This is a genomic window from Rhodocaloribacter sp. (assembly GCF_056451265.1).
Window position 1 is genome coordinate 1 of record NZ_JBWOPL010000113.1, and the last position, 26,937, is coordinate 26,937.

At 65.2% G+C, this 26,937-nt stretch carries 18 protein-coding genes; 14 read left to right on the forward strand and 4 right to left on the reverse strand.

The window, feature by feature from the left end; all coding sequences use genetic code 11:
• From AC1HIY_RS16670 to AC1HIY_RS16680, 3 genes are all read left to right on the forward strand, one after another.
• Positions 1-2,162 (forward strand): GWxTD domain-containing protein (locus AC1HIY_RS16670; protein WP_479577923.1); only part of this gene is annotated, 2,162 nt, incomplete at its 5' end.
• 22 nt (positions 2,163-2,184) lie between these two features.
• Positions 2,185-2,529, forward strand: a complete 345-nt coding sequence (locus AC1HIY_RS16675) for an MGMT family protein (RefSeq protein WP_479577924.1) — start codon at positions 2,185-2,187, stop codon at positions 2,527-2,529.
• Positions 2,530-2,739: 210 nt separating this feature from the next.
• Complete coding sequence (locus AC1HIY_RS16680) at positions 2,740-3,129, forward strand: DUF7682 family zinc-binding protein (RefSeq protein WP_479577925.1); 390 nt, start codon at positions 2,740-2,742, stop codon at positions 3,127-3,129.
• 13 nt (positions 3,130-3,142) lie between these two features.
• On the opposite strand, the gene aroA is transcribed toward AC1HIY_RS16680, so the two are convergent.
• Positions 3,143-4,423, reverse strand: a complete 1,281-nt coding sequence (gene aroA, locus AC1HIY_RS16685; RefSeq protein ID WP_479577926.1) for a 3-phosphoshikimate 1-carboxyvinyltransferase — start codon at positions 4,421-4,423, stop codon at positions 3,143-3,145.
• 42 nt (positions 4,424-4,465) lie between these two features.
• On the reverse strand, positions 4,466-5,545 hold the full coding sequence (gene add, locus AC1HIY_RS16690) for an adenosine deaminase (RefSeq protein WP_479577927.1): 1,080 nt from the start codon (positions 5,543-5,545) through the stop codon (positions 4,466-4,468).
• A 265-nt stretch (positions 5,546-5,810) separates the two neighbouring features.
• Here add and tatA point away from each other — a divergent pair, with 265 nt between their 5' ends.
• The 9 genes from tatA to AC1HIY_RS16735 all read left to right on the forward strand — a co-directional run bounded on the left by tatA (position 5,811) and on the right by AC1HIY_RS16735 (position 21,817).
• A complete protein-coding gene (gene tatA, locus AC1HIY_RS16695) occupies positions 5,811-6,110 on the forward strand; it encodes a twin-arginine translocase TatA/TatE family subunit (protein ID WP_479577928.1) in 300 nt (99 codons plus the stop codon).
• 27 nt (positions 6,111-6,137) lie between these two features.
• On the forward strand, positions 6,138-7,688 hold the full coding sequence (locus tag AC1HIY_RS16700) for an amidase family protein (RefSeq protein WP_479577929.1): 1,551 nt from the start codon (positions 6,138-6,140) through the stop codon (positions 7,686-7,688).
• Positions 7,689-7,775: 87 nt separating this feature from the next.
• Entirely contained in the window at positions 7,776-8,651 is an 876-nt protein-coding gene (gene sucD / locus AC1HIY_RS16705; RefSeq protein WP_479577930.1) for a succinate--CoA ligase subunit alpha, read from the forward strand.
• Positions 8,652-8,767: 116 nt separating this feature from the next.
• Positions 8,768-9,355, forward strand: coding sequence for a ribosome biogenesis GTP-binding protein YihA/YsxC (gene yihA / locus AC1HIY_RS16710; RefSeq protein WP_479577931.1), 588 nt, complete (start codon positions 8,768-8,770; stop codon positions 9,353-9,355).
• A gap of 138 nt (positions 9,356-9,493) precedes the next feature.
• Entirely contained in the window at positions 9,494-11,083 is a 1,590-nt protein-coding gene (gene serA, locus AC1HIY_RS16715) for a phosphoglycerate dehydrogenase (protein WP_479577932.1), read from the forward strand.
• A 460-nt stretch (positions 11,084-11,543) separates the two neighbouring features.
• A complete protein-coding gene (locus AC1HIY_RS16720) occupies positions 11,544-14,918 on the forward strand; it encodes a TonB-dependent receptor (RefSeq protein WP_479577933.1) in 3,375 nt (1,124 codons plus the stop codon).
• A 102-nt stretch (positions 14,919-15,020) separates the two neighbouring features.
• Complete coding sequence (locus tag AC1HIY_RS16725; protein ID WP_479577934.1) at positions 15,021-18,398, forward strand: T9SS type A sorting domain-containing protein; 3,378 nt, start codon at positions 15,021-15,023, stop codon at positions 18,396-18,398.
• Positions 18,399-18,447: 49 nt separating this feature from the next.
• Positions 18,448-19,497, forward strand: a complete 1,050-nt coding sequence (locus AC1HIY_RS16730) for a PorV/PorQ family protein (RefSeq protein WP_479577935.1) — start codon at positions 18,448-18,450, stop codon at positions 19,495-19,497.
• 145 nt (positions 19,498-19,642) lie between these two features.
• Positions 19,643-21,817: a tetratricopeptide repeat protein gene (locus tag AC1HIY_RS16735; RefSeq protein ID WP_479577936.1), complete on the forward strand. Its 2,175-nt coding sequence runs from the start codon at positions 19,643-19,645 to the stop codon at positions 21,815-21,817.
• Positions 21,818-21,847: 30 nt separating this feature from the next.
• On the opposite strand, the gene AC1HIY_RS16740 is transcribed toward AC1HIY_RS16735, so the two are convergent.
• Both AC1HIY_RS16740 and AC1HIY_RS16745 read right to left on the reverse strand, forming a co-directional pair.
• Positions 21,848-23,764 (reverse strand): glycoside hydrolase family 13 protein, encoded by a 1,917-nt coding sequence (locus AC1HIY_RS16740; protein WP_479577937.1) that lies wholly within the window; start codon positions 23,762-23,764, stop codon positions 21,848-21,850.
• Positions 23,765-23,798: 34 nt separating this feature from the next.
• The gene (locus AC1HIY_RS16745) at positions 23,799-24,779 is read right to left on the reverse strand and encodes a YpdA family putative bacillithiol disulfide reductase (RefSeq protein ID WP_479577938.1); all 981 of its coding nucleotides are present in this window, start codon (positions 24,777-24,779) and stop codon (positions 23,799-23,801) included.
• 356 nt (positions 24,780-25,135) lie between these two features.
• Between AC1HIY_RS16745 and AC1HIY_RS16750 the strand changes: the two genes are divergently transcribed.
• Both AC1HIY_RS16750 and pyk read left to right on the forward strand, forming a co-directional pair.
• Entirely contained in the window at positions 25,136-25,297 is a 162-nt protein-coding gene (locus tag AC1HIY_RS16750) for a type II toxin-antitoxin system HicB family antitoxin (RefSeq protein WP_479577939.1), read from the forward strand.
• Between the two features lie 121 nt (positions 25,298-25,418).
• Complete coding sequence (pyk, locus tag AC1HIY_RS16755; RefSeq protein ID WP_479577940.1) at positions 25,419-26,834, forward strand: pyruvate kinase; 1,416 nt, start codon at positions 25,419-25,421, stop codon at positions 26,832-26,834.
• The last annotated feature ends 103 nt before the right edge of the window (positions 26,835-26,937 follow it).

A 26,937-nucleotide genomic window follows, 5' to 3' on the forward strand; every position in this document is an offset into this window, starting at 1 on the left:
TGGCGGCGCTGCTGTGGCTGTCGGCGGGTGAGGGGAGCCGCGCGCAGCGGCCGGATTCGGTCGAGGCGGCGCAATACCTTGCGTTCGCCGGCGGCGTCGAAGCGGTGGAGACGGGCGCCTATGAGCGGGCCGTGCGCCGGCTCGAGCCGCTGGTGGCCCAGGCGCCCGCCTATGCCGAGCAGTCGCGCGGGACGGCGGCGTACTGGCTCGGGCGGGCCTACGAGCGCCTCGGCGATCGGGACAACATGCAGCGCGCCTGGCGCGCCGGGCTCATCGCGCTCGACCGGGCGGGCTTCTTCGACCTGCGCCTCACCGACGCCTACCTCCGCAGCCTCACCGTCGAGCAGCGCGCCGCCTTTCCCGGCGAGACGGCCCGGCTGTACCTGAGTCTCCTCGCCGCGCTCGACGAGCCGCTCTTCCCCGGCGAAGTCGCGCTGATGGCCCGGCACGTGGCCCAGCTGGCCGTGATCCTCCCCGACGCCGTGCTCGATGAAGTCATCACCAACGTGCCGACGGTGGCGGCGGACGAGTGGACGTTCAAACCCGGCGCGGGCACGCGGCTGCTGACGTGGTGGCGAAGCCAGGACCCGCTCCCGGCCACGCTCGAGAACGAACGGCTCCTCGAACACCTCGAACGGGTCGCTTACGCCGAGAAGCACTTCGCCTATCCCGAACGTCTCACCGGCTTCGACGACCGGGGCGAGGTCTACGTCCGGTATGGCAAGCCGGACAGGGAGATCGAGATCTCCTTCACCGATCCGTGGCTGATCGACGTGGTGTTTCAGCCCGGCGTGGGCGTCACGCCGTCCGATTTTCCCGAAAACGTGTTCTGGCGTTACGGCGACGTCGACCGGGCCGCGTACTTCCTTTTCGTCAAAAAGAATGACCATTTCGCTTTTGCCCAGACCATCGACCTGATCCCGAAGGTGCTTCGTTTCGGCTTCAGCCGTTCGAAGCGGGGCGTGGACAAGGCGACCCGGATGATCGCCGTGCTCCGGTCGATCTATCAGCAACTGGCCCCGCTCCATTCCGACTTCGAGGCGCGGTACAGCGACGTGGAGAACTACGCGATGGAACTGCCCGCTTTTCAGCCGGGGCGCATCCTCAACCGCACGCGGCGCATCAACCGCATCCCCTCGGGGATCGAGAGCCGGCAGTTGACCAGTCGCCCTCCGCCCGACGTCTTCGCACAGACCATCCTGATGCGCACCGAGAGCGAGGACGAGATGGCCTACGGACGCCGTGAGGCGTACGCGCCGCGGGAGGTTTCCGACGTCTTTCGCGAGACCGAGCGCCTGCCCGTCGAAGTGCGGGTGGCCCGTTTCCTCGACGACGACGGGCGCACGCGCACGGAGGTCTACTGGAGCCCCACCGTCGGCGCGATCCGACCCTCGAAGAAGCTCCGGAAACGGCTCCGGAAGCAGGGCTACGACGTCTCCGACACCTTCGTGATCAACATGACGACGGTGCAGAAAACGGCGCAGCATCAGCCCCGCGTCGTCAACCAGAAACGGTATTTTCTCACCGACGTGCCCGAACAGGACGACGCCGTCATCCCGGTGCAGACGATGGTGGTTCGGGGAGACACGGGGCGGTATCACCTCGCCTTTCAGTGGGACGAGTATCTGCCCGGCACGCGCACGGGCACGCAAATGCGCCTCGGACCGAAGGTGAAGGTGGGCGCAGGCCTGGCCGACTCGCTCACGGCCCTCGCCGCCGACAGAAGCATCCTGGAGATGAGCGACCTCAAACCGATCTTCACCGGAAAAGCCGACGAGAACGTGCTCGAGGACCCCGCCTCGGCTTCACCGTATCCGTTCTCACGCATCGCCTCGGACGTGCAACTGGCGCTGTACTTCGAAGTGTACCACCTCACCTTCGGCGCGGACGACCTGGCGCACTATACGGTCGAGTACGAGATCGCGCGGAGTGAAGACAGGGAGGGGCTGTTGCGCCTGCTCGGCGGAAAGGAGGAAGCACGCACGACTTCACGCATCTCGAACACGACGCGCGGACGCACGGCCCGGGAAACGATCCTCCTCGACCTGAGCGACTGGACCGGAAACGGCGAACTCGAAGTGCGTGTGCGCGTCACCGACGAGACGACGGGACAGAGCGTCGAACGCACCCTCAACTTCCACGTCCAAAATGTCGGCGGATAGCCCGGCGCAGATCCCGAAACGCATGACGACCTCGAAGCAGGAAGCGGATGATTTTTTTCGGCGGGTGTGGGGCGTCGTGGCGCAGATCCCGCGCGGGAAGGTGACCACGTACGGGCACATCGCGCGGAGCCTCGGCGTCGGGAGCGCGGCGCGGACCGTCGGGTGGGCGCTCAAAGCCGCGGCCGAGACGCCCTTGCCGTGCCACCGCGTCGTCAACCGCTTCGGCGCGCTCTCGGGGCGCATGCACTTTGGCGGTCCGCACATCATGGAAGACCTCCTTCGAAGCGAAGGCGTCGCCTTCACGGACGACGGCTGTGTGGATCTCGATGCGCACCTCTGGGTCCCCGGAGAAGTGGAGGAGGCATAAAAAAAGGAAGCCGGTCTCTCCCCACCGAAGGACCGGCTTCCCAAAAACGCAAGAACTGCGTAGGAGAAGTGCTCTTTCCTTTATAAGCGCTCTTTCTTCGGAGAAAAGGTCATGGATTTGAAAAAAAATGCCATGTCCAGAAAAAAAAGTGGTGACGCGGGTTTTTGAAGCAGTTTTCAGGGGGTGTGAAGCTCATGAACCGGGGGCATCATGGGGCGGAGAAAGAAGACGTTCGATTGCGGGCATCGGGGCTATGGTCGGTATTGCCATCGGTGTCGGCTGAAGGAGGAGGCGCGGGCGCGGGAGATCGCGCGGCGGCAGGCATGGCGTGAGCGGCTGGAAGAGGACCCGATCGACCTGGGCCGCCTGCCCCCGCACGTCGTCAAGAAGACGCGCGAGATTCTGAGCGGACTCCGCAACGGGCGTGATTATACGGGCTATCACGGGAAGCGCATGCATTACGACCGCACCGTGATCTCCATTCCGATCGGGCGCAGCTATCGCCTCATCTGCCGGGACGATCCGGAGCGGGGCGTCGTCCCCGTGGAGGCGTTGTCCCACGAGGCGTACAACACGCGGTACGTGAAGGGCCGGACGTGAGGGGCGGCTTCGCCTAGATTCCCGTTGCGCGTTTGAGTTCTTTCCAGAAGCCGGGGAACGAGACGCGGGCGCATCCGGCGTCGGTGACGGTCGTCTCGCCTTCGGCGACGAGGCCCGCCACGCCCATGGCCATGGCGATGCGATGGTCGCCGAAGCTGTCCACGGTTGCGCCGTGGAGCGGGCGTCCGCCTTCGATGAGGAGGCCGTCCGGGCGTTCTTCGACGTGCGCGCCGAGGGCGCGGAGGTTCGCGGCGAGCGCGGCGAGGCGGTCGGTCTCCTTGACGCGGAGTTCGGCGGCGTCGCGGATCTCGGTGCGGCCCGAGGCGCAGGCGGCGGCCACTGCGAGGACCGGGATCTCGTCGATGAGGTTGGGGATGAGCGGGTTGCCGACGGTGACGCCGTGGAGCGGGGCGGGCCGCACGACGAGGTCGGCCATCGGCTCGCCGCCGTGCTCGCGTTCGTGGTGGACCTCCACGTGTGCGCCCATGGCGCGGAGGACGTTGAGGAAGGCGGTGCGCGAGGGGTTGAGCCCGACGCCCGGCAGCCGCACCTCGCCCAGGGGCACGATGCTCGCCGCCACGAGGAAGAACGCCGCCGCCGAGAAGTCGCGCGGCACGGCCCACGTGCGAGGGGCGATGCGGCGGCCGCCCGTGACGGAGATGTGCCGGAGACCGCCCGTCTCGAACGTGTCGAGGCCGAGCATGCGCTCGGTGTGGTCGCGCGAGGGGATGCTTTCGACGACCGTCGTCGTGCCTTCGGCGAAGAGTCCGGCCAGGAGCACGCACGACTTCACCTGCGCCGAGGCCACCGGCAGCCGGTAGGTGATGCCGTGGAGCCGCCGTCCGCCTTCGAGGCGGATCGGCGCGTGTCCTTCGGTGAGCGTGACGCCGGCGCCCATCGCTTCGAGCGGCTCGGCGATGCGGACCATCGGGCGGCGCCGGAGGGAGGCGTCGCCGGTGAGGACGCTATCGAACGGCTGCCCGGCGAGCACGCCCGCGAGCAGGCGCATCGTCGTGCCCGAGTTGCCGCAGTCGAGCGGCGCGCGGGGCGGCGTCAGCCCTTCGAGGCCGCGCCCTTCCACGTACAGGATGCCCTCGCGCTCCTCCATCTCCACGCCGAGGGCGCGGAGGCACGCCAGCGTCGACCGGGGGTCTTCCGAGGTCGGATAGTTGACGATCTGCGACGACCCCTCGGCCAGCGCCGCGAGAATCGCCGCGCGGTGGGCCACCGACTTGTCCGGCGGGAGTTCGATGTGGCCGAGGAGGGTGGGGGCGGGCCGAAGGGTTCGTTTCATGAGGCGGGGAGGCGTTCCATGCGCGGCGCTCGGGGCCGACCGCTACCACACCGGCGTTTCTCCGGAACGCGGCATCGGAAAGGCATCGAGGACGCGGCGGAGCAGGTCCTGTTTTTCATCCCAGTGAAGGAAGGCATAGCGGAAGCCGTTGAGGGCGATCTCCCGCAGTTGTTCCGCTTTGATCCCGCAATGCGTATGCACGCGCCAGAGTTCCTCCGTCACCGAAGTGCGGCTGAAGAGGCGGTTGTCCGTGTTCACCGTCACGGGCACGCCTTTCGCCACGAAAAGCCGGATCGGATGCGTCTCGTAGCTCTCGACGACGTGGGTCTGCACGTTGCTCGTCGGGCAGATCTCGAGCGGCACCTGATGGTCGATCACGTATTGCATCAACTCGGGATCGCGGTGGAGCGTGATCCCGTGACCGATGCGGTGCGCGCCGCAATAGAAGAGCGCCTGATGGATCGATTCCGGCCCCCACGACTCCCCGGCATGGACCGTCAGGTTGAGCAGATGGTTGCGCGCATAATAGAAGGCGTGGAGGTGATGTTTGGGCGGGTTGCCGGCCTCCCCGCCCGCCAGGTCGAAGGCGACGACGCCTTTTTTTCGGGCACGGACGGCAAGTTCGGCCTGCCGCAGCGATTCGCTTTCGTACCGGTCGCGGAGGCCGCACACGATGATGTTCGTGCGGAGGTCGAAGTCGCGCTCGGCGGCTTGCAGTCCGTCATGGACGGCGTCGTTGACCTCCTGGAGCGAGAGGCCCTCCTCGGTGTGGAGGATCGGCCCGTAGCGCACTTCCAGATAGCGGACGTTCTCGCGGGCGTTGTCCTCGGCCAGCTCGTAGGCGATGCGCCGGAGCGCCTCTTTCGTCTGCATGAGCGGGATCGTGTACTTGAACCATTCGAGGTACGCTTCGAGCGTTTCCGAGTGGTCGATCTCGCGGAGGATGGCCTCGAGACCCTCTTCGGAGTCTGCCGGAAGCAGGCTCATCTTGCCCTGCCGGCGGGCGAGGTCGAGGACGGTGGAGAGGCGGAGCGAGCCGTCGAGGTGGCAGTGGAGCTCGGCTTTCGGCCAGGCGGCGATGGCCTCGCGGGAAAGCGGCGTCGGTGAGAGGGGTGCAGTCATGTGCTTTTTCGGGGATAAGGTAAACGCGCGCGCCGCAAGGCGCAAGGGAAATCTAGGAGAACGTGGGAGCGAACCCGGCGGCGTCTCGTGCATAAGAGGTCCCTGCGGCGCCTTGCGAAAACAATAGGGCGAAATTCGCTATATTTTCCCGCGCTCGAGGTGTCGCGGTGTCGTTATCTTGGGCGCGTCGTGGCCGCTTCGTGCCGCCATCCGTCGCCGCATGGCGGCGGATGTAAAGATCCCATTTGACTGAGAGGTGAACGCTATGGGTAGCATCGGAATGCCGGAACTGATTCTCATCTTTCTGGCGATCCTGTTGATCTTCGGGGCGAAGCGCATTCCGGAGATCGCGCGTGGATTGGGTAAGGGCATCAAAGAGTTCAAGTCCGCCACCCGCGAGATTCAGAGCGAGTTGAACGTGCACGTGGACGACCGCCCGCAGATCCAGCAGCCGCGTCCGCCGGCCCAGACTCCGGCGCCGCGCGCGCCTGTCGAGACGACGACCACGCGCCCGGAGCCGCCGCAGCAGAACGCCGGCTCCACCGGCGCCGCGAACGTTTCCTGAGGCCTCAAGCGTCCGGGCGAGCACGTGATGAACCACAGCACCTTTGCCGACGCCCGAGGGGCGCTGGCGCGAGGCGAGACCAGCTGCGAGAGCCTGGTCTCGTCTTTTTTGGAGGTCATCGAAGCCGACAACGAGCGGCTCAACATTTTCCTCTCGGTCGATGCCGGGGGGGCGCTTCGCCGCGCCCGCGCCCTCGATGCGCGGCTCGCGCGGGGGGAGCGCCTGCCGCTTGCCGGGATGGTCGTGGCCGTCAAGGACGTCCTCTGCATCAAGGACCGGCGGGTGACGTGCGGTTCGCGCATGCTCGAAAACTTCACCTCGCTCTACGACGCCACGGTCATCGAGCGGCTGCGCGCGGCGGGGGCCGTCTTCATCGGCAAGACGAACTGCGACGAGTTCGCCATGGGCTCGTCGAACGAGAACTCGTATTTCGGACCCGTCCGCAACCCCCTCGATCCCGACTACGTGCCGGGCGGTTCGTCGGGCGGCTCGGCGGCGGCGGTGGCGGCGGGGATGTGCCACGTGGCGCTCGGCACGGACACCGGCGGCTCCATCCGGCAGCCGGCGGCCTTCTGCGGCGTGATGGGCCTGAAGCCGACGTACGGGCGCGTCAGCCGCCACGGGCTCGTCGCCTATGCCTCCTCGTTCGACGTCATCGGGCCGCTTGCCCGCTCGGCGGAGGACCTCGCCGCCGTGCTCGGCGTCATCGCCGGGCGCGACCCGTGGGATGCGACGAGCGCGCCGGTGGAGGTTCCGGACTACGGCGCGGCGCTTACCGGGTCGGTGCGCGGGCTGCGTGTGGGGCTTCCGGCGGAATATTTCGGCGAAGGGCTCGACGAGGGCATCCGCGCCCGCCTCGAAGCGCAGGTGGAGCGGCTGCGCGCGGGCGGCGCGACGATCCACGACGTCTCGCTCCCGCACACGAAGTACGGCATCGCCGCGTATTACGTGCTGACCACGGCGGAGGCCTCGAGCAATCTGGCCCGGTACGACGGCGTCCGCTTCGGCTATCGCGCCGACGAAGAGGCCGTGCGCCGCGAGCTTCGAGAGGAGACGCAAACGCTCGAAGCCCTGCTCCGCGCCGCCGAGGCCGCAGGCGACGACGCGCGGGCCGCCGAGGTCCGCGCCCGCCTCGCCTCCCGGGATACGGTCCTGACGCGCCTCTATGCGCAGACCCGCACCGAAGGCTTCGGCGACGAGGTCAAGCGGCGCATCATGCTCGGCACGTACGCGCTCTCCTCCGGCTATTACGACGCGTATTACGGCAAGGCGCAGCGCGTGCGCACGCTCATCCGCCGCGACTTCGACCGGGCCTTCGAGACCGTGGACGTGATCCTGACGCCAGCCACGCCGACGCCGCCGTTCCGCCTCGGCAGCAAGATCGACGATCCGCTCGCAATGTACCTCAACGACATCTATACCGTCACGGCCAACCTCGCGGGCCTACCGGGGCTCGTCGTCCCCGTGGGGGCGCATCCGGGCGGCTTCCCCGTGGGGCTTCAGCTCCTCGGGCGTCCGTTCGACGAAGCGCGGCTCCTCGGCCTCGGCGATGCGGTCGCCCGCGCGGCGCATGAATAGTTGACAAGTTTCTTTTCCGGCCCGAAGCTTTTATGCCGGTATCCGCTAAATTCGGATTTTCCATCGAAAACCTGAACCCACGTCAAGATGAGCATCCTCGTTGACAAGAACACGCGCCTGGTGGTCCAGGGCTTTACGGGGAAGGAAGGCAGCTTCCACTCCGAGCAGATGATCGATTACGGCACGCCGCTCGTGGCGGGCGTCACGCCGGGCAAAGGCGGGCAGACGCACCTCGGACGTCCGGTGTACAACACCGTGGCCGAAGCCGTCGCGCGGGAAGGGGCGAACACGTCCATCATCTTCGTTCCGCCGCCCTTCGCCGCCGACGCCATCCTCGAAGCCGCCGACGCGGGCATCGAGGTGATCGTGTGCATCACCGAGGGCATCCCCGCCCGGGACATGGTGCCGGTCTATCATTACGTGCGGAAGAAGGGCGCGCATCTGATCGGGCCGAACTGCCCGGGCGTGCTCACGCCGGGAGAGGCGAAGGTGGGCATCATGCCCGCGATGATCTTCACGAAGGGCTCCATCGGCGTCGTCTCCCGTTCGGGCACGCTCACGTACGAGGCCGTCGATCAACTCACGCGCAACGGCTTCGGGCAGAGCACGGCCGTCGGCATCGGCGGCGACCCGGTCATCGGCACCCGCTTCGTCGACGCGCTCGAAATGTTCGAGGCGGACGAGGAGACCGAGGCCGTCGTGATGATCGGCGAGATCGGAGGGACGGCCGAGGAAGAGGCCGCCGCGTACATCAAGGCGCACATGACGAAGCCGGTCTTTGCCTTCATCGCCGGGCGCACGGCGCCTCCGGGCCGCCGGATGGGCCATGCCGGCGCGATCATCTCGGGCGGCAAAGGAACCGCCGAGGACAAGTTCGCCGCGCTCGAAGCCGCCGGCGCGATCATCGTGATGAACCCGGCGCTCATCGGCGCGACGGTGAAGGACCACTTCGCGACGGTGTAGTCCGGGCTCGCCCCCCGGCTCGCGTTAAGGGCTCGTCCTTCGGAGACCTGAATGACGAAGCGCGCATGTGCGGGTGGGGTTGGGGTGATGGACTTTGACGCGAACGCAGCGAGCCCATGAAGATCAAAGAGGTCAAGTTCGTTCGGGGCGCGGGCGGGTGGTCGAGTTTGCCCGGGGAAGGATTGCCGGAGGTGGCGTTCATCGGGCGGTCGAACGTCGGGAAGAGTTCGTTGCTCAACATGCTCGTGGGGCGTCGCAGCATCGCGCGCATCAGCGGCACGCCGGGCAAGACGCAGGAGTTCAACTTCTACCTCGTCAACGAACGGTTCTACCTCGTCGATCTGCCGGGCTTCGGATATGCGAAGGTCTCGCGCACGCAGCGGGAGCGGTGGCAGCGTTTCATCGGGCGGTACCTCCTCGAGCGCGAAGAGCTTCGCCTCATCTTTCACCTGATCGACAGCCGCCATCCCCCCACCACTCTCGACAAAGAGGTGATGGTGCTCACCCGCGAGAGCGAAGCGCCGTACGTGATCCTGCTGACCAAGACGGACAAGCTTTCGGCGAACCGGCGGAGCCGGCACGTCGCCGCGGTGAAACGGGCGCTCGCCGAAGCCGGGCGCGAAGCCCCCGTCGTGCTGACTTCCGCCAAGGACAAACGCGGGCGCGAAGAGGTGCTCCAGTGGATCGAGGATCTGGTCGAATAGGCGCGCAGACCGGCGCGGAGATTTTTTGTCGTTTCGTCACGGGGCTTTCTCGGTATTCTCACATTTCCGGGGGCGTGCCCGCGTCCCGCTCGTCTTAAGTTTACCCTCACGTTCCGAATCGCTAGTGAGGGAGATCTCATGTCGTACACCATTCTGATTACCGATGCCGTTGACCCCGTGTGTACGGACCTGCTCCGGGCCGAGGGGATGGAAGCCGACGTTCAGCTCAAGCGGGCGCCCGGGGAGTTGGCGGCCCTTGCGCGCGAAGCCGACGCCTGGATCATCCGGAGCGGAACGAAGATCACCGCCGAGATGATCGAGGCGGCGGAACGGCTGAAAGTCATCGGGCGCGCGGGCGTGGGTGTGGACAACATCGACCTGGCGGCCGCCACGCGGCGGGGCATCCTCGTCATCAACGCGCCCGACGGCAACACCATCTCGACGGCGGAGCACACCGTGGCGATGCTGATGGCGCTGGCCCGTCGCATTCCGCCGGCGAACGCCTCTCTTCGCGCGGGGCGGTGGGACCGGAAGGCCTTCAAGGGCTCCGAGCTATATGAGAAGACGCTCGGAGTGGTGGGCGTCGGAAAGATCGGGCGGGCGGTGGCCCGGCGCATGCAGGCTTTCGGCATGAACGTGCTCGGCTACGACCCGGTGCTCTCGCGCGAGGCGGCCGAGCGGCTGGGCATTACGCTGGTTTCGCTGGGCGAAATTTTTGAGAAGAGCGATTTCATCACGTTCCACACGCCGCTCAACGACGCCACGCGCGGGTTGGTCAACCGGGAAACGCTGGCCCGATGCAAGCCGGGCGTTTACCTGGTCAACTGTGCGCGGGGCGGCATCATCGACGAGGAGGCGCTCTGGGAAGCGCTCGCGTCCGGGCAGGTCGGCGGCGCGGCGCTCGACGTGTATTCGCAGGAGCCTCCGCCGCCGACGCTCACGCGCTTGCTGGCGCATCCGAACGTGGTCGCCACGCCGCACATTGCGGCCTCCACCGAAGAGGCGCAGCGGAAGGTGGCCCGGCAGGTGACCGAGCAGGTGATCCGCGCGCTCAAGGGCGAGCCGGTGCACTCCGCCGTCAACGCGATGGCGATCCGGATGGCGGCGCATTCCGAGGTGCAGCCCTATCTGGGATTGGCCGAAAAGCTGGGGCTGATGGCGGGACAGCTCGGCGGCGGTCATCTGGAACGGGTCGTCGTCCGGTGCCACGGCGACGTGCCGCATCGTTATGCGGAAGTGCTTAAGATTGCTGTGCTCAAGGGACTGCTCGGGTGTACGCAGAGCCGGCCGGTAAATCTGATCAACGCGCCGGTGTTGGCCGAAGAAGTGGGCCTGGCGGTGGAAGCGCAGCTCTACACGGCGAAAGGCGGCTTCAGCAACCTGATCGAGGTGGCGCTGGAGACGGACCGGGAGCGGCGCGTGGTGGCCGGCGCGATCTTCGGAGCCGACGATCCCCGCCTGGTGCGCATCGACGAGTATCGGCTGGAGGTGCGCGCCGAGGGATGGCTCCTTTTTTACCGCAACGTGGATCGTCCCGGCATGCTCGCCGCAGTGGGCGGCATCCTGGCCGACGCCGGTCTGAACATCGGGGCGCTGGCGCTCGGACGCACGGGCAAAGGGTCGATGGCCCTGACGGCCATCAGCGTCGACGAGCCGGCGCCGGAGCCGGTGCTCAAAAAAATATCAGCCCTGGAAGGCATTGACAGCGTGCGTCTGATCCTGGTGTAAAAGGGCATTTTACGGGGACGGCAAAACGCCGTCCCCTATTCTTCAGGGGCGAAACATTCCCTTGACAAAGGTCCGGGGTCCCAATATATTGACGCACCAAAGAGGAGAATCCCCCAAACAACACTGGTAAAGAGATCGCGTTTGAACCTTCGCTACAGCTTCTCACACCCCGCCCACTCTCATCGCAAGATGCCTTTGCCACAACGCGCGGCGTTGCTCCACGGTGTTTTTCTGTCCGGGAGGTCTGCGCATGGTATCGAAGCGGTAGCGTCCTAACCGATCGACCATCTGCAGCTGTTTCGTTGGGAGCTTCAGTGGATCGTTCGAACGAGATCCTTTCCCTTCAAGGAAGTTACGTTGTCTGTAACCCTTAACAGCCTACTGAGCGATAAAGGAGCTGTCTGTTCGTAGCAACGAATCGTTCAAAGCCACACATCCATAGCACTAGAGGAGGTAGCATATGTTACGTAAATGGGGCACGCTTGTGCTGTTGGTGCTCGTTACGCCGATGCTAGTTCTGGCGCAGAGCACGGGTAAGCTGACCGGTCACGTGACCGACGGCGAAACCGGTGAACCTCTGCCCGGCGCCAGCATCGTGCTGGTCGGTACCCAGCTGGGTACCATTACCGACGTTGACGGCAATTACCTGCTGCTCGGCGTTCCGGTGGGCACCTACGATGTACAAGCCTCGTTCGTCGGTTATCAGACCGAAGTTCGAACGGGAGTCGAGATTAACGCAGGGTATACCCGCGAAATCAACTTCACGCTCTCTCCGGGTATCCAACTCGAAGAGATCGTCGTTGAGTACGAGCGGCCGCTGATCCAGAAGGACGCCCTCGGCGCGCCACGTGTGGTGACCGGCGAGGACATCCAGAACCTGCCCGTTCGCGGCGTGGCCAGCGTCGCCTCGTTGCAGGCCGGTGTGGTCAACAACGAAGGCTCTTCGACGCTGAACATCCGCGGCGGTCGCGGCGAAGAGGTCGTCTACTACGTCGACGGCGTCAAGGTCGTCGGCAGCCTGGGCGTCTCGCAGCAGGCCATCGCCGAGCAGGAGATGCTCATCGGCGGTCTGCCGGCGAAGTTCGGAGACGCCATGGGCGGCGTCATCTCCGTCTCCACGAAGAGCGGCCGCAACCGGTTCTTCGGCTCCCTCGAAGGAGTCAGCTCGCAGTTCTTCGACGATTACGAGTACAACCTCGGCTCGATCTCGGTAGGCGGCCCGGTGGCCGGCGACAAGGTCGGGTTCTTCCTTTCGGCGGAATATCAGTCGCAGTACGATCGGAACCCGCGCGCCATCCCGACGCCGCAGCTTCCCGACGACAAACTGCAGGCCATCCAGAACACGCCCGAAGGCATTCAGATTCAGGATGCCGCCGGCAACGTCCGGTCCGTGCCCTTCTCGGCGCTCGACCTCGACCCGGCCACGGGTGAGGCGCGCGTGAGCCTCGCGGATCTGAGTTCGCAGCTGGGCCTGGGTGACGGCGAGACGGTGCTGAACTTCGACCCGGTCTCGCGCACCACCTTCCTCTCGGAGAATGACTTTTCCTTCGAGAACGCCCGCCGGAATACGGAACTGGCGAGCCTCAACCTCAGCGGCAACCTGAACTTCAACCTGAGCAAGTCCGTGCGTGTTCGGGTGGGCGGTCAGTTTGCCGACCGGGATTTTGAAAACTACAGCACCGCCCGTTCGATCTTTACTCCGAACAACAGCGGGAAGTCGAACCAGCAGACGGGGCGCATCTTCCTGACCTGGACGCATCACCTGTCGGCCGCGACGTTTTATCAGTTGCAGGTGGACTACACCGACTTCAAGTTCTGGACTTTCCAGAACGGCTTCTCGAAGAATGTCCAGGACGTCCTTTTCTACGGCGACATCGACCATCCGAACAATGCCGTGGCGGCGAGCTACCGGAAATTGGATCGTATGGAAGACACCGATGGCGACGGTGCGGATGATACGGCGGTCTTTGTGCAGCAGTTCGAAGACGGCACCTTCCCCGGCATCTCCGCTGTGGCCTCGCAATACGCGCAGCCCGGCGCCGTCGGCGGTGGTTTCAACAAGGGGCGCCGTCAGCAGTTGCGTTTCTCGGCCAACGTGACCACGCAGCTCGGCATTCACCAGCTTGAGTTCGGCGGTGAGTATGAGCAGCGGACCAATCGCTTCTACTCGGTGCCCGTCTTCAACTTCTCGGGCGCCCAGTCGCTGGCTCGCTTCTTCGATGATGGAAACATCGAAGGCGATGCGGACAAAGCCGTCAAAAAGTGGGAGGACTTCCAGTTCTCCGTGCTCGACAACGTCGGCGGCGTCTCGTACTACGGGTACAACTACCTCGGTACGCAAGAAGTCGATACCGAGAACCTCCGCGCGTTCACCACGGGCGACAAAGAGGCCGTCGGTTCGTCCGACTTCAACATCGCGCCGTACGAGCCGATCTACTACGCGGGCTATATCTCGGACAAGATCGAGTTCCGGGACGTCGTCCTTCAGGTGGGCGCTCGCATCGACGTGTTCGACAACAACCAGCGCGTGCTGCGCGACCCCTACGCGCTGGTGCCGATCCTTCGCGTGGCCGACGTGGGCGGCGCGCCGTCCAACATCGGCAGCGACTTTGCCGTGTACTGCCTCAACGGGGACTGCTCCTCGACGGATCGGGTAGTCGGCTATCGCGATCTGCAGGGCAATTTCTACAACACCAACGGCCAGATCGTCGGTCCGACCGAAGTGGTGACGCGTGGGGATCCGCAGGTCCGGGACGGCTTTAACCGCAGTGAACTGGCGGAAGAAGCCTTCAAGGATTACGATCCGCAGGTGAACTTCCAGCCGCGCATCGGCATCACCTTCCCGGTGACGGACCGCGCGCTGTTCTTCGCCCACTACGACGTGCTGTCGCAGCGCCCGACGACGAACCAGATCGCGACGCTGGATAACTTCCAGAGCCGCCTGTCGTCAGCCGGCACCATCGGCAACCCGAGCCTGAAGCCGCAGAAGACGATCGAGTACGAACTGGGCTTCCGTCAGCGCCTCGGCGCTCGCGCGGCCATCCAGGTCTCCGGTTTCTTCCGCCAGATCCAGAATCTGATTCAGCTGCGCGCGCTCAAGAACGTTTTCCCGAACAACTACAACACGCGTCAAAACGTGGACTTCGGGACGGTCAAAGGGGCCGAGTTTGAATTCGACCTGCGGCGTACGGGCGGTGTGGCCCTCAACGTCGCCTACACGTTCTCGGTTGCGCGCGGCACGGGCTCGAACTCGTCCACCACGAGCAACATCTTCTGGCTCCGTGAAGCCAACCCGATCGTGCCGAACTTCCTCAACCCTTTGGACTTCGACCGGCGCCACACGGCCAACATCACGCTTGATTACCGGCTGGGTGAAGGCGAAGGGCCGACCATCTTCGGCGGCAAGCTGCTGGAGAACTTCGGGGTCAACATCATCGGCACGCTCAAGAGCGGCCAGCCGTACTCGCGGCTGTTGGCGCCCTTCCCGCGTCACGCCCCGGTCCGTCTGACGGGTCTCAAGGGTGGGATCAACAGCGAGAACATGCCGACGACGACGCTGATCAACCTCCGGGTAGACCGCCTCTTCAAACTCACACCGCGCACCTCGCTGACGGTTTATCTCTGGATCCAGAACCTGCTCGATCAGGACAACGTGATCGGCGTATGGCCGGCCACGGGCGAGCCTGACAACGACGGGTATCTGGACACGGAGGATGGATTGACGTCCTTCCCGCCGGGTTCCGCCGAACGGATGTATTACCAGTTCCGTGTGCGGACGCCGTTCAACTACGGCATTCCGCGTCAGACTCGCCTGGGTCTGCGGCTGAATTTCTAACTTTTCTGTGAGCTTGCATCCGACCGGCCCGGGGACGACTCCGGGCCGGGGCGGAGCGAGTTGACGTTGACGCCACAACTAGGATTATTGGAGGTAGCGCGAATGCGAACCTATAGATGGTTGCTCCTGGTGGTAGTGCTCGGGCTTGTCTGGAGCACCCCCGCAGCCGCTCAGACCACGGGTAGCTGTGAACTTGGGAGTGCGACCAAAGACCTCGACGTGAATAACGTCCGGGCGCGACTCTTTAACAATGGCGGTCTCTTCTGGAAAGGCGCCGGGAACGTGTATAACGTGCCCAAGGTGCCGGAAGGCCAGCCGATCACTCCGAACGCCATTTTTGCTTCCGGCATCTGGATCGGCGGCCTGGTCAACGGCCAGTTGCGCGCCGCCGCCGCCGACTATGCGCGGTGGGAATTCTGGCCCGGCCCTCTCACGGCAGACGGCGAGCTTCCCGGCGACGGGGACTGCTCGAAGTATGACCGTATCTGGAAGGTGAGCCGCGCCGAGATCGACGCGCTTGCCGAAGGCGCCGCGCCCTCGGCCGACATCGTCGAATGGCCCGCCGACCTGGGCGCGCCGTTCATCGACGCCAACGGCGACGGCGTCTACAACCTCGCCGACGGGGACCTCCCCGACATCGAGGGCGATCAGATGGCCTGGTGGGTCATGAACGACGTCGGGAGCACCCACGCCACCACGGGTACGTCCGCCATGGGGCTGGAGGTGCAGGTCTCGGCCTTTGCCTTTAACCTGGCCGGAGACCTGGGGAACACGACGTTCTACAAGTACAAAATGATCTACAAGGGGAAAGCGCCGATCACCGACACCTGGTTCGGCATCTGGTCCGACCCCGACCTCGGCAACGCCACCGACGACTACGTCGGCTCCGATACGACGCTCGGCCTCGGCTACGTCTACAACGCCGACAACGACGACGAAGGCTCGGACGGGTACGGAGAAGCGCCGCCGGCGCTCGGCTACGACTTCTTCCAGGGCCCGCTCGTCGACGCCCCCGGAGAAAGCCATACCGACCCCGACGGAACGGTGTTCGAGAACAAGAAACGCCTCAAAATGACGCGCTACCTGTTCTACAACAACGACACCAGCAACTTCGGCAACCCGCGCGACCTGACCTCGGACTGGTACAACTACCTCCGGGGCATCTGGCAGGACGGCTCCCGCATGTGCTTCGGGGGCAACGGGTACAACCCGAACAACTGCACGCAGACCGCCGACTTCATGTATCCCGGCGACCCGGTGACGCAGTCGTTCTGGAGCGAGTTCAACATCGACGGCGCCGGAACGGCTAACCCGCCGAGCGACCGCCGCTTCCTGATGTCGACCGGGCCCTTCACGATGAACCCCGGCGACGTGCAGGAAATCGTCTACGGCATCGTGACCGGCTTCGGCGCGGACAACCTGGATTCGGTGGCCAAGATGCGCGACGCCGATGCGCTGGCGCAGTCGGCCTTCGATGCGGACTTCAAACTGCCCGCGCCGCCGAACTCGCCGCGCGTGGAGGTGACCGAACTCGATGAGTCGGTGATCATCAAGTGGACGAACCTGCCCACGGACAATAACTACCTGGAAGCCTATACGGCGGACAACCCGCTCGGCAGCACCTATACCTTCGAGGGCTACCGCGTCTTCCAGTTCCCGACGTCCGAGTTCAAGCTCAGCGACGCCCAGCAGATCGCCATCTTCGACGTGAAGAACGGCATCGTGGAGCAAAACACACTCGAAACGCTCCCGAACGGGATCACCTTCTTTGGCGCGCCCGGTCTTAAAGACTCCGGGCTGTCCCACTCGATCAAGCTCGAAAACCTGACCAACTACACCGAATACTACTTCGGCGTGCAGGCTTTCGCGTACGACCCCGAAACGGCCGTAAACAAGATCTTCTCGAGCCCGCTGAGCCTGGTGGTGGCCGTGCCCTCGCGCATTGACGCGCGCAACGGCGGAACGGTGCTCTCGGAAGAGGCCGTCGCCGCAACGGAAGACGGCGGCGCCGGAGCCGACATCGTAGCCGAGCTCGCAGCCGGCAAAGGCGGCGGCAGCGTGACGGTCGACATCGTGGATCCGGCCTCTGTGCCCTCGGCGAACTACGAAGTTCGCTTCTACTCCGTCGATACGGGCAAAGGGGCGGCCAAGCAGGCGCCCGAATTCAAGGACATGCCGGAAGAAACGGCTTCACCTCTGGCGCAGCAGCGCGAGGTGCGCGTGGCCAAGGCCGAAGAAGAAGTGACGACCTACGACGTGTTCCGCGGGTCGGACAAGATCTTCGACGGCGGCCCCGGTCCCAACGGCGCCATCGGGCGAACGGGGCAGCCCGCTCCGCAGCGCGAGAACGTGCTCCTGCTCGACGGCCTCTCGTTCAGCATCCAGGGGCCCGAACCGAGCTTCCTCGATCTTGACGGCGACCCCGCCTTCATCGAAGTGCAGGGCCCGGGCGGATTCGATCCGTGCGGCCCGGACGCCGTCTCGACCTTCGGCTGCGCCGAAGTCGGCGGCAACTTCCTCTACCCCTCGTTCAACAGCACCGGGGAGTACATCATGTGGACCCCGAGCGTGGGTCCGGAAGAACGTATCGGACGCTTTGCGCCGAACGACTTCGAGATCCGGTGGACCGAGAAGGGTTCGTACGGCTACCATCCCTTCACCACGGGGAACGCCGTCTGGGCGCCCGTCGAGGTGTGGGACATCGGCCCGACCGGCCCCTTCGGCGAAAACGACCCGAGCGACGACGTTCAGCTGATCCTGAACATCTTCTCGGACAACGGCGGAGAGTGTGAGTTCGCCCCGGGCGAGATTCCGGAAGATCCCTTCGGCGTCGGTTTCCCCGGCACGGACCGGATCTATGCCTACTACCCGACCGGCACGTACGCCGACTGGGAGGCGCTCGTCAAGCCGCTCGTCGATGCGGACCCGAACAACTGCCCGAACGTGTTCGACCTCACCGGCGGCGCGAACGAAGATCTGATTGACTTCGGCCGCAACCGCCCGATCCAGCGCATTGTCTTCTACGTCAATCCGGGCAGCGACCTTACCGGTACGATTGCCCGCTTCCTGACGACGAAGCCGAACCTTCCGGGCGACGTGTTTGCCTTCAGCACCGAAGGGCTCAATGCGGAGACGAACAACGCGACGGCGTTGAAAAACGCCATCGACGAGATCACCGTCGTGCCCAACCCCTACAAGGGCGCCTCGGCCTATGAAGTGAGCAACCTCAACGACGTGGTGCGGATCACGAACCTGCCCGAGCGTGCGACCATCCGGGTCTTCACGCTCAGCGGGACGCTGATCAAAGTCATCGAGAAACGCGATCCCGACACGAACTTCGTGAACTGGGACCTGCAGACCGATGAAGCGCTGCCCATCGCCAGCGGGATGTATCTCATCCATATCGAGATCCCCGGTGTCGGTGAAAAGGTGCTTAAGTTTGGCGTCATCAAGAAGCGGATCCAGCTGGACCTGCTCTAAGCCGCCGGATGCACGAACGTACCATCGAATGCAATTACAGAGGTTTACGATGAAAGCAAATAGAACGAGATTTCTCGTATACGGCTTGCTGGCGGCCTTTCTGGTGGGCTTCCTGGCCCCGGAGGCGCAGGCAGGCGACAAGAAGCGGCGAGGGACGGCGGGCGCCGATCACCTGCTCGTTCCCGTGACCGCACAGACGACGGCGCTTGGAAACGCCATGACCGCCGGCGCCAACAACATGTCGGGGCTGGAGGCCATGTACTCCAACCCGGCCGGCCTGGCCCTCAACCCGGGCACGAACGCCATCTTCAGCCGCACCGAATACGTGGCCGACATTGGCGTGAACTACTTCGGGATCGCCCAGCGCTTCGGCAACAACAACCTGGCGATCACCTTCACCTCCTGGGACTTCGGCGACATTCCGCTCACGACGGAAAACAGCCCGGAGATCGGGACGGTGACGTGGACGGCCACCTTCATCACGGCGGCCATCACGTATGCTCGTCAGTTCACGGACCGTATGGCTGCGGGCGTCACGTTCAAGGTGCTCAATGAAAGCATCGACGACGTGAACGCCACGGGCCTCGTCTTCGATGCAGGCATGACCTACGCCGTCGGCGAGAGCGGCCTGCGTCTGGGGGTCAGCCTGAAGAACTTCGGCCCGCAGGTGAAATACGACGGCACCGGCCTGGTGCGTCTCGAACGCCTGGCCAATCAGCCGGCCAACGCCACGCCGAACGCGCTCTCCATCGACGGAGCCGACTTCGAGCTTCCCTCGATGCTCAACTTCGGCATCGCGTACAGCCGCGAAGTGGGCGCCGGAGCCCTGGTCAACGTCTACGGCAACTTCCGCTCGAATTCGTTCGAAGAGGATCAGTTCGCCGGCGGCCTCGAACTGGGCTTCCGCAACATCCTCTTCGTCCGCGGCGGTTACTCACTGCAGGAGTCGAATCAGGACCTGACGTTCTTCACCGGCGCCAACTTCGGCGCGGGCCTGAACCTGGACCTGGGCGGCACGAACCTGGTCGTGGACTACGCCTATCGCACGACGGACTTCTTCGATGACGTCCAGATGATTACGGCGAGCGTCACGCTCTAAACCGTTTTCAAGAGAAGGCTTAACGGGGTGGCTCCGGTTCGTACCGGGGTCACCCCGTTTTATTGTCGAGACGCCTGTCTGCTCGAAACACGGTTTTGCCTGGCCGGTTCTTATCCGCGCGCCGTCCTCAGTGTCCCTCTTTCCTATGAAAATGATGCGTCTCGTCTTCTGGTGCTGGGTAGTGGTCGGGCTGGCCGGGTGTGGCGGTTCGTCGGATGCGCCCTCCGCCTCGGAGACGAAGCCTGCTTCGGAAGCCGTGGAGCCGGCGTTCCGCAACAGGCACGCCGTTTACGTTGGAGACGATCAGTGCTTCTCCTGTCACGAAGACGAATACGAGGGATATCAGGCCCACGGGATGGCGAACTCGTGGTATCGCCTCACGCCGGAGAACGTCGTCGAGCGCTTCGGGGACGCGCCCGTCTATCATGCCGCCACGGATTTTTATTACCGATCCTTTGCCGAGGACGGGCGCTATTTTCAGGAGGAATACCGGCTGGGCACGGACGGGACGAAAACGCACCGGCTCGTTCGGGAAATCCATTACGTCGTCGGGAGCGGCACCGCCGCGCGAACCTATCTCACGGAGAAGAACGGGTATCTGTACGAACTGCCGCTGACGTGGTACACGCAGGTCGGTAAGTGGGATTTCAGCCCGGGCTATCGGGAAGACAATCCGCGTTTCGACCGGCTCGTGCCTGAGCGGTGTATGGCCTGCCACAACAGCTATCCGGAGGCCGTGCCCTTCACGGACGGGAAGTACGCCTCGGCGCCGCTGGGCATCGGTTGCGAGCGGTGCCACGGTCCGGGCAGCCTGCACGTGGACGAGCGTCTGGCCGACCCCGAGCCTGCCGGCGACATCGATCTCACCATCGTCAACCCGGTGCACCTGCCGCTCGATCGCCGCCTCGACGTGTGCCGGCAATGCCACCTCTCGGGGACGACGTACGTGCTGCGAGAAGGCCGGGGCGCGTTCGATTTCCGCCCCTCGGAAAATCTGGCGGACCACCTCTCGCTCTTTTATAAAGATGTGCCCGAGGGGAGCGAGAACATCAGCGTCATCTCGCATGCCGACCGGATGAAGAAGAGCGCATGTTTCCGGGCGACCTTCTCGCAGGGCAAGCCGATGGAGTGTGTGACGTGCCACAACCCGCACGAAGGCTTCCGCGACAAAGGGCCGGCGTATTTCAATACGACCTGTCTCGACTGCCACGCGCCCGCTGCGCTCGCGGAGCGGTTCTCCACGGCGAAGACGCGCGCCGACCACACGCCGGAGGCCAATTGCATCGCGTGCCACATGCCAAAGGTGGAAGTTCGGGAAGCGCCGCACTCGTCCTTCACCGACCACTGGATCCGCGTGGTGGAGCCGGAGCCGACGCCGACGCCGGAGCCGATCGCCTCGCACGATCCCCCCCGCCTCCTGCCGTACTTCCCGGAGGACGCCGAGGGGACGGACGGGCTCCGCTATGCGGGCATCGCCTATGTGGTCTACGGCACGCTCCACGCCGACACGCTCTCGCTGCGGGAAGGCATCTCGCGGCTCGAACGGGCGCTGGCCGACGAGCCGGAGCACGGCGAGGCGCAGTACCTCCTGGGCTTTGCCCGCATGCAACTCGGGCGCGTGGCGCAGGCCCTCCCGGCGTTGGAGGAGGCGGTGCGCCTCGGTCCCGACATCCCCGAACGGCTCAACGCGCTGGCGCAGGCATACGAGGCGGCGGGGCGCTCGCCGACCGTCATCGCGCGGCTCTACCAGCGCGCGCTCGCCATCCAGCCCGCCCTCGCCGACGTTCGGGTGAACTACGGGCGCTTTCTCGAAGCGCAGGGACGCACCGCCGAGGCCATCGACGCGTATCGGAAAGCTGCCGAAGAGCGACCCTGGCTGACGGCGGCGCACTTCAACCTCGGCTCGGCCTACGTGCGGAACGGAGACATGGAAAAGGGAGAGCAGGAGCTTTTGCGCACGCTCGAACTCGACCCCGACGATGCGGAAGCCCTCAGCAACCTCGGCCTGCTCTACCTCACGCAGGGCCGGACCGAAGAGGGAGAACGGCTTTTCGAACGGGCGGTGAAAGCCGATCCGGACAATGCCGTCGCGCTCGGCAACCTCGGCGCGTATTATCTCAGCACCGACCGGTACGATCGCGCCATCGAGCTGCTTACCCGCGCCGTGAAGATCGACCCCCGGTACGTCGACGCGCTGGCGAATCTGGCGCTTGCATATTTCCGCGTGGACGATCTGGGGCGCGCCGAAACGTATGCCCGCCGCGCCCTCGATCTCGACCCGAATCAGGCGCTTGCCCGGCAGATCGTCTCGGCGCTCTGAGGGCGAATGCGCTCACGGTCGCAGGCGCGTTCACGGGGCGTCGAGCACCCAGATGCGGGCGGTGCGCGGGGGGAGTGTGAAGGCGAGGACGCCGCGGCCCAGACGAGTGGTTTCCCCGGTGAGCGCATCGCGGACGGCGACGCCTTCGAGGCTGCGCGCGGGCGTGTGCCCGGCCGCGGGAAGCTCGGCATCCACGGCGAGCGAGAGGTCGTGCGGGACGTCGTCGAGGTTGAAGGCCACCCACACGCGCTCGTCGCCGAAGGCGCGGACATAGGCGAGCGTGCGAGCGTCGTCGTCGGCGTGGAGCACGGAGAAGCCGCCCCGCCGAAGCGCTGCGCTCGACTGCCGGAGCCGGGCGAGCGTGCGGTAATACGCAAAGAGCTCGTGGTCGAAGGCGACCGGGTCGGCGGGGCGTTCGAGACCGAGCGGATGGTGCGTCTCGTCGGAGAAGGTGAGGTCGTCCCACAGCATCGGTTTGCGCTCGTCGGGGTCGTCCGCGCCCCACATGCCGGCCTCGTCGCCATAAAAAATGTGCGGCGCGCCGAGATAGGTGAACTGATGGGCGAGGATGAGCCGTTGTGTGCGGCGCTCCTCCGCGTTCGGCTTCCGCACGCGATACGCCGGGTTGTCCCGCACGCCGACGTCGTGGTCGAAGCGCGTCTCAGGGTTCACGATCTGCGAGGCGAGACGGTCGGTGTCATGCGAGCCGAGCGTGTTCATGAGGACGAAGTCGATCTCGGGCGGGTACTCCTCGTACAGCGCCCGCAGGTCTCGGGCGAAGGTGGAGGGGCCGTACGAAACGCCCGCGTCGAGGTCCGCCCCGAGGAAGAGCCTCCGGACGGCCCGCGCCCATCGGTAATTCATCACGGCGTCGAAGGCGTCGCCTTCGAGCCACGGTCGGGCGTTGAACATCTTGTCGCCGGGCCAATCCTCCCACCACACCTCGCCCACGAGGTACGCCTCCGGGTTGATCGCGCGGACGTGCTTCCGGAAGTCTTTCCAGAAGCGGAGATGAATCATCTCGGCCACGTCGAGCCGCCACCCGTCGACGCCGTCGGAGGGATCGCCGTCGCCGTCGGGGTCCATCCATCGGCGGACGGAGGCGAAGACGTACGCGCGGATGGGCGGGATGAGGCCGTCCTCGTCCTCGCGGAGTTCGGGCAATTCGCGCACGCCGGCCCAGCCTTCATAGGCAAGTTCGCTTGTGTCCGGCGTGGCCCGGTCGTCCCACGAGGTGACGGTGAACCAGCTCGAAAAGGGCGATTCCTCCTGTTCCGCCTTCATGTCCTCGAAGGCGAAGGAGCGAAGGCCCATATGGTTGAAGACGCCGTCGAGGATGAGCTTCATGCCCCGCGCGTGCGCCTCCCGGACGAGGGCGAGGAACAGCGTGTCGGCGCTCGTCCACGTCCACGAGGCCGGATCGACGGGGTCCTCGGTGGCCCAGAGCGCCCGGTCGCCCGCCGGGTCCGGGCCGAAATTGTTGTCGATGTGATGATAGAACGCAGCGTCGTACTTGTGCAGGCTCGGCGACTCGAAGACGGGGTTGAGATACAACGCCGTCACACCGAGGGAGTCGAGGTAATCGAGCTTATCGAGGATGCCCTGAAGGTCGCCGCCGTATCGGCGAAGCTGTACGGAGACGTAAAAATCGTCGGTGAGGGCGCGTTCCCAGTCCGCCCGGTCGTACCAGTCGGCGGTCCATTCGGAAGGGCGCCAGCCCTCGGGGCGGAGGTGCGGCCACGAGCCGCGCAGGTCGTCGCGGGTGGGGTCGTTCGAAGGGTCGCCGTTGCGGAAGCGCTCGGGGAAGATCTGATACCAGACGGCGTCTTTGGCCCATTCGGGCACGTCCGCCGAAGGCGGGAGGGCGGCGGGCTCCGGGGCGGCGCGACCGCACGAGAAGGTCAGCGCACAGGCGAGGACGAGGAGGACGAGGGCGGATCGGCTCATGGGCGAAGGGGGGCGCGGCGGATGGGGGACGGCGTCAACCGGCGGGGGCGGCGGCGCGCTCGCGCTCGGCGATGTGGCGCATGATCTGCGCGGCGTGGAAACGTCCGTTCTCGATGAACCACCGGCTCGTGTTGAGCCCGCCGCAGACGGTGCCGGCGAGGTACAGCCCGGCGCGGTTCGTCTCGAACGTCTCCGCATCATGCTCCGGCGTGCGCGCCGCATCCTCCCGGAAGGCGACGCCGAGCGTTTCGAGAAAGCGGTAGTCGGGGCGGTAGCCGGTCATCGCCAGCACCCAGTCGTTCTCGATCTCAAGCGGGCCGTCGGGCGTGCGGAGCCGGATCGTACGCTCGGTGATCTCCTCGACGGTCGTGCGGAAGAACGCCCGGATCGCGCCCTCCTTGATGCGGTTTTCGAGGTCGGGTTTGATCCAGTACTTGACGCTGTCGCTGACGGCGGGGCCGCGCACGATGAGCGTCACCTTTGCGCCGTGGCGGTAGGTTTCGAGCGCCGCCTTCGCCGCCGAGTTCTTCGCGCCGATGACGGCGAGCTCCTGCCCCGTATAGGCGAAAGGCTCCTTGTAATAATGGCTCACCTTCGGCAGGTCCTCGCCCGGCACGTTCATGCGGTTCGGCACGTCGAAGAAGCCCGTGGCGACCACCACGTACCGGCAGGCATGCGCGCCCCTGTCGGTGTGGACCGTGAAGCGCCCGCCTGCGCCGGAGACGCGAAGCACGCGCTCGTACAGGCGCACGTCGAGCCGCTCGGTCTCGGCCACGCGACGGTAATAGTCGATGGTCTCCTCACGGCGGGGTTTGTAGTGATGGGTGGGGAACGGGTGGCCGCCGATCTCGAGAAGGTCCGGCGTCGAGAAAAGCTCCATGTTCGTCGGATAGCCGAGGAACGAATTGATGAGCGCCCCCTTCTCGATGATGCGCGCCGAGAGCCCGTTTCGTTTTGCTTCGATCCCGCAGGCCAGCCCGACCGGCCCCGCCCCAATGATGATGACGTCGGTCATGAAAGGTTGTGCTCGTGAATGATGCGGCGCTCGCTTCGAACCGGCGGGAGGGCCCGGTGGTTTCGCAAATTTCAAATGAGCCGCGCGCGCATGGAAAATGCCCGAAAAAAAGAAGCGCCGCTTAGGCTTTGGGCTTTGTTGCCGATACCTTTCCCGCATACGCTTTGCCGAAAAGGGGCATCGGTGTGCTCCGGGGCGAGCGGGGGGTCCGGCACAGTTCTGAAGGATCGGGTCGGACCGGCGAGGCCAACCATGAGGAACCAGCATTGAAGACGGAGGGATGTTTCATGATGCGCACCGACAAGCCTTTGCGGCCCGTTCGGCGAACGACGGAGAGCTACCTTCCCGAAATGCACGTGCTTTTGAAAGAACTCGAGGCGCGCGATCCCCACACCGCCCGTCTCACCCTCGCGCTGCCGCCCGATCTGCATCGCCGGTTCAAGGCCAAGGCCGCCCTGAACGGCAAGACGATGAGTCAGTTGCTTCGCGGCTTCATCCGCGCGTACGTCTGCGACTGAAGGGCCGTCGCGCGGCGGGGTCGGGGCCGATCCTTTTGACGCGCGCATCTTCTTTTCATTGAACCGAGGCGATTCGTTCAGTACTTTTACGCCGACTCGAATTTCACAAGTCAGGCCCCTTATGCCCCGCCGCACCAAGATCGTTTGTACCCTTGGCCCCGCCTCCTCCGACAAAGCCACCATCCGCGCGCTCATCGACGCGGGGATGGACGTGGCTCGTCTGAACTTTTCCCACGGCGCTCACGCCGACCACCGGAGGGTCATCGAATTCATCCGGGAGGCCGCGGCGGAAGCGGGAAAGGTCGTGCCCGTCCTTCAGGATCTTCAAGGGCCGAAGATTCGCATCGGAAACGTGAAGGGGGGCATGGTGCTCATCCGTGAAGGGCAGCAACTCATCCTCACCACACAGCCGCTCGCCGAGAGCACCGCCGAGCGCGTCTACGTCAATTATCCCACGCTGGCGCAGGACGTGGAGGTAGGTCGGCACATCCTGCTCGATGACGGTCAGTTGGAGCTGGAAGTGGTCGAGGTGCGCGAGACCGAGGTGGTTACGAAGGTGATCGTCGGGGGGCCGTTGCGCTCGCGGAAAGGGGTCAACCTGCCGCACATCCGGAGTTCGACGCCTTCGCTGACGGAGAAGGATCTCGAAGACCTGGAGTTTGGTCTGGCCATGGGCGTCGATCTGGTGGCCCTTTCGTTTGTGCGCGACGAGACCGACGTTCGGGATCTCATCCGGCGCGTGCGCGAGTCCGGGCGGCGGGTGGGCGTCATCGCCAAGATCGAGAAGCCGGAAGCCGTCGCGCGGATCGATCAGATCCTGGCGACGGCGGACGGGATCATGGTGGCGCGCGGCGACCTCGGCATCGAGATGCGGCTCTCGAAGGTGCCCGGCGCGCAAAAGCGGATCATCAAGAAGTGCCTGGCGGCGGCCAAACCCGCCATCACGGCCACGCAGATGCTCGAAAGCATGATCGAGAACCCGCGTCCGACGCGCGCCGAGGTCAGCGACGTCGCCAACGCCGTGCTCGACGGCAGCGACGCCGTCATGCTCTCGGGCGAGACGGCCGTGGGCAAGCATCCCGTGCGCGTCGTCGAAGTGATGGATCAGATCATCCGCGAGGCCGAGCGGCACTACGGGCAGATCATCGACTATCAGCCGGACAAGCATGCCGCTTTCGACATCACCGAGGCGACGAGTTATACCGCCTATCAACTTGCCGGGCAGGTCGGCGCCGTGGCCATCGCCTGCCTGACCGCTTCCGGCGCCACGGCCCGCGCCATCGCGCGCCATCGCCCCCGCGTGCCCGTTTTTGCCTTCACCGACGACGAACGCATCGTGGGGCAGTTAGCGCTCACCTGGGGAACAAAAGCCTTCGCGATCCCTTTCCAGCGTGATACGGATGAAGGCGTATCCCGTGTGCACGAGGTGCTCGTCGAACACGGTTATGTGCGGTCGGGCGATCTGGTGGTCATCACCGCCGGGATGCCGTTGCCGGCCAAGGGACGGACGAACATGGTGCACGTCAGTCGCGTTTGAGGACGCCGGTCGCAAGGCGGGACACGGTCAGAGACGTGCTGCAGGCCGGACGGCGCGGGCAAAGATCATCTCTCGAAGAATTGTGCATGAGGCACTGATACGG

What these genes read in the sequence shown, in the direction of transcription:
- AC1HIY_RS16675 (WP_479577924.1), top strand. Translation starts at nt 2,185, where the DNA reads ATGACGACCTCGAAGCAGGAAGCGGATGATTTTTTTCGGCGGGTGTGG.
- AC1HIY_RS16680 (WP_479577925.1), top strand. Translation starts at nt 2,740, where the DNA reads ATGGGGCGGAGAAAGAAGACGTTCGATTGCGGGCATCGGGGCTATGGT.
- aroA (WP_479577926.1), bottom strand. Translation starts at nt 4,423, where the DNA reads ATGAAACGAACCCTTCGGCCCGCCCCCACCCTCCTCGGCCACATCGAA.
- add (WP_479577927.1), bottom strand. Translation starts at nt 5,545, where the DNA reads ATGACTGCACCCCTCTCACCGACGCCGCTTTCCCGCGAGGCCATCGCC.
- tatA (WP_479577928.1), top strand. Translation starts at nt 5,811, where the DNA reads ATGGGTAGCATCGGAATGCCGGAACTGATTCTCATCTTTCTGGCGATC.
- AC1HIY_RS16700 (WP_479577929.1), top strand. Translation starts at nt 6,138, where the DNA reads ATGAACCACAGCACCTTTGCCGACGCCCGAGGGGCGCTGGCGCGAGGC.
- sucD (WP_479577930.1), top strand. Translation starts at nt 7,776, where the DNA reads ATGAGCATCCTCGTTGACAAGAACACGCGCCTGGTGGTCCAGGGCTTT.
- yihA (WP_479577931.1), top strand. Translation starts at nt 8,768, where the DNA reads ATGAAGATCAAAGAGGTCAAGTTCGTTCGGGGCGCGGGCGGGTGGTCG.
- serA (WP_479577932.1), top strand. Translation starts at nt 9,494, where the DNA reads ATGTCGTACACCATTCTGATTACCGATGCCGTTGACCCCGTGTGTACG.
- AC1HIY_RS16720 (WP_479577933.1), top strand. Translation starts at nt 11,544, where the DNA reads ATGTTACGTAAATGGGGCACGCTTGTGCTGTTGGTGCTCGTTACGCCG.
- AC1HIY_RS16725 (WP_479577934.1), top strand. Translation starts at nt 15,021, where the DNA reads ATGCGAACCTATAGATGGTTGCTCCTGGTGGTAGTGCTCGGGCTTGTC.
- AC1HIY_RS16730 (WP_479577935.1), top strand. Translation starts at nt 18,448, where the DNA reads ATGAAAGCAAATAGAACGAGATTTCTCGTATACGGCTTGCTGGCGGCC.
- AC1HIY_RS16735 (WP_479577936.1), top strand. Translation starts at nt 19,643, where the DNA reads ATGAAAATGATGCGTCTCGTCTTCTGGTGCTGGGTAGTGGTCGGGCTG.
- AC1HIY_RS16740 (WP_479577937.1), bottom strand. Translation starts at nt 23,764, where the DNA reads ATGAGCCGATCCGCCCTCGTCCTCCTCGTCCTCGCCTGTGCGCTGACC.
- AC1HIY_RS16745 (WP_479577938.1), bottom strand. Translation starts at nt 24,779, where the DNA reads ATGACCGACGTCATCATCATTGGGGCGGGGCCGGTCGGGCTGGCCTGC.
- pyk (WP_479577940.1), top strand. Translation starts at nt 25,419, where the DNA reads ATGCCCCGCCGCACCAAGATCGTTTGTACCCTTGGCCCCGCCTCCTCC.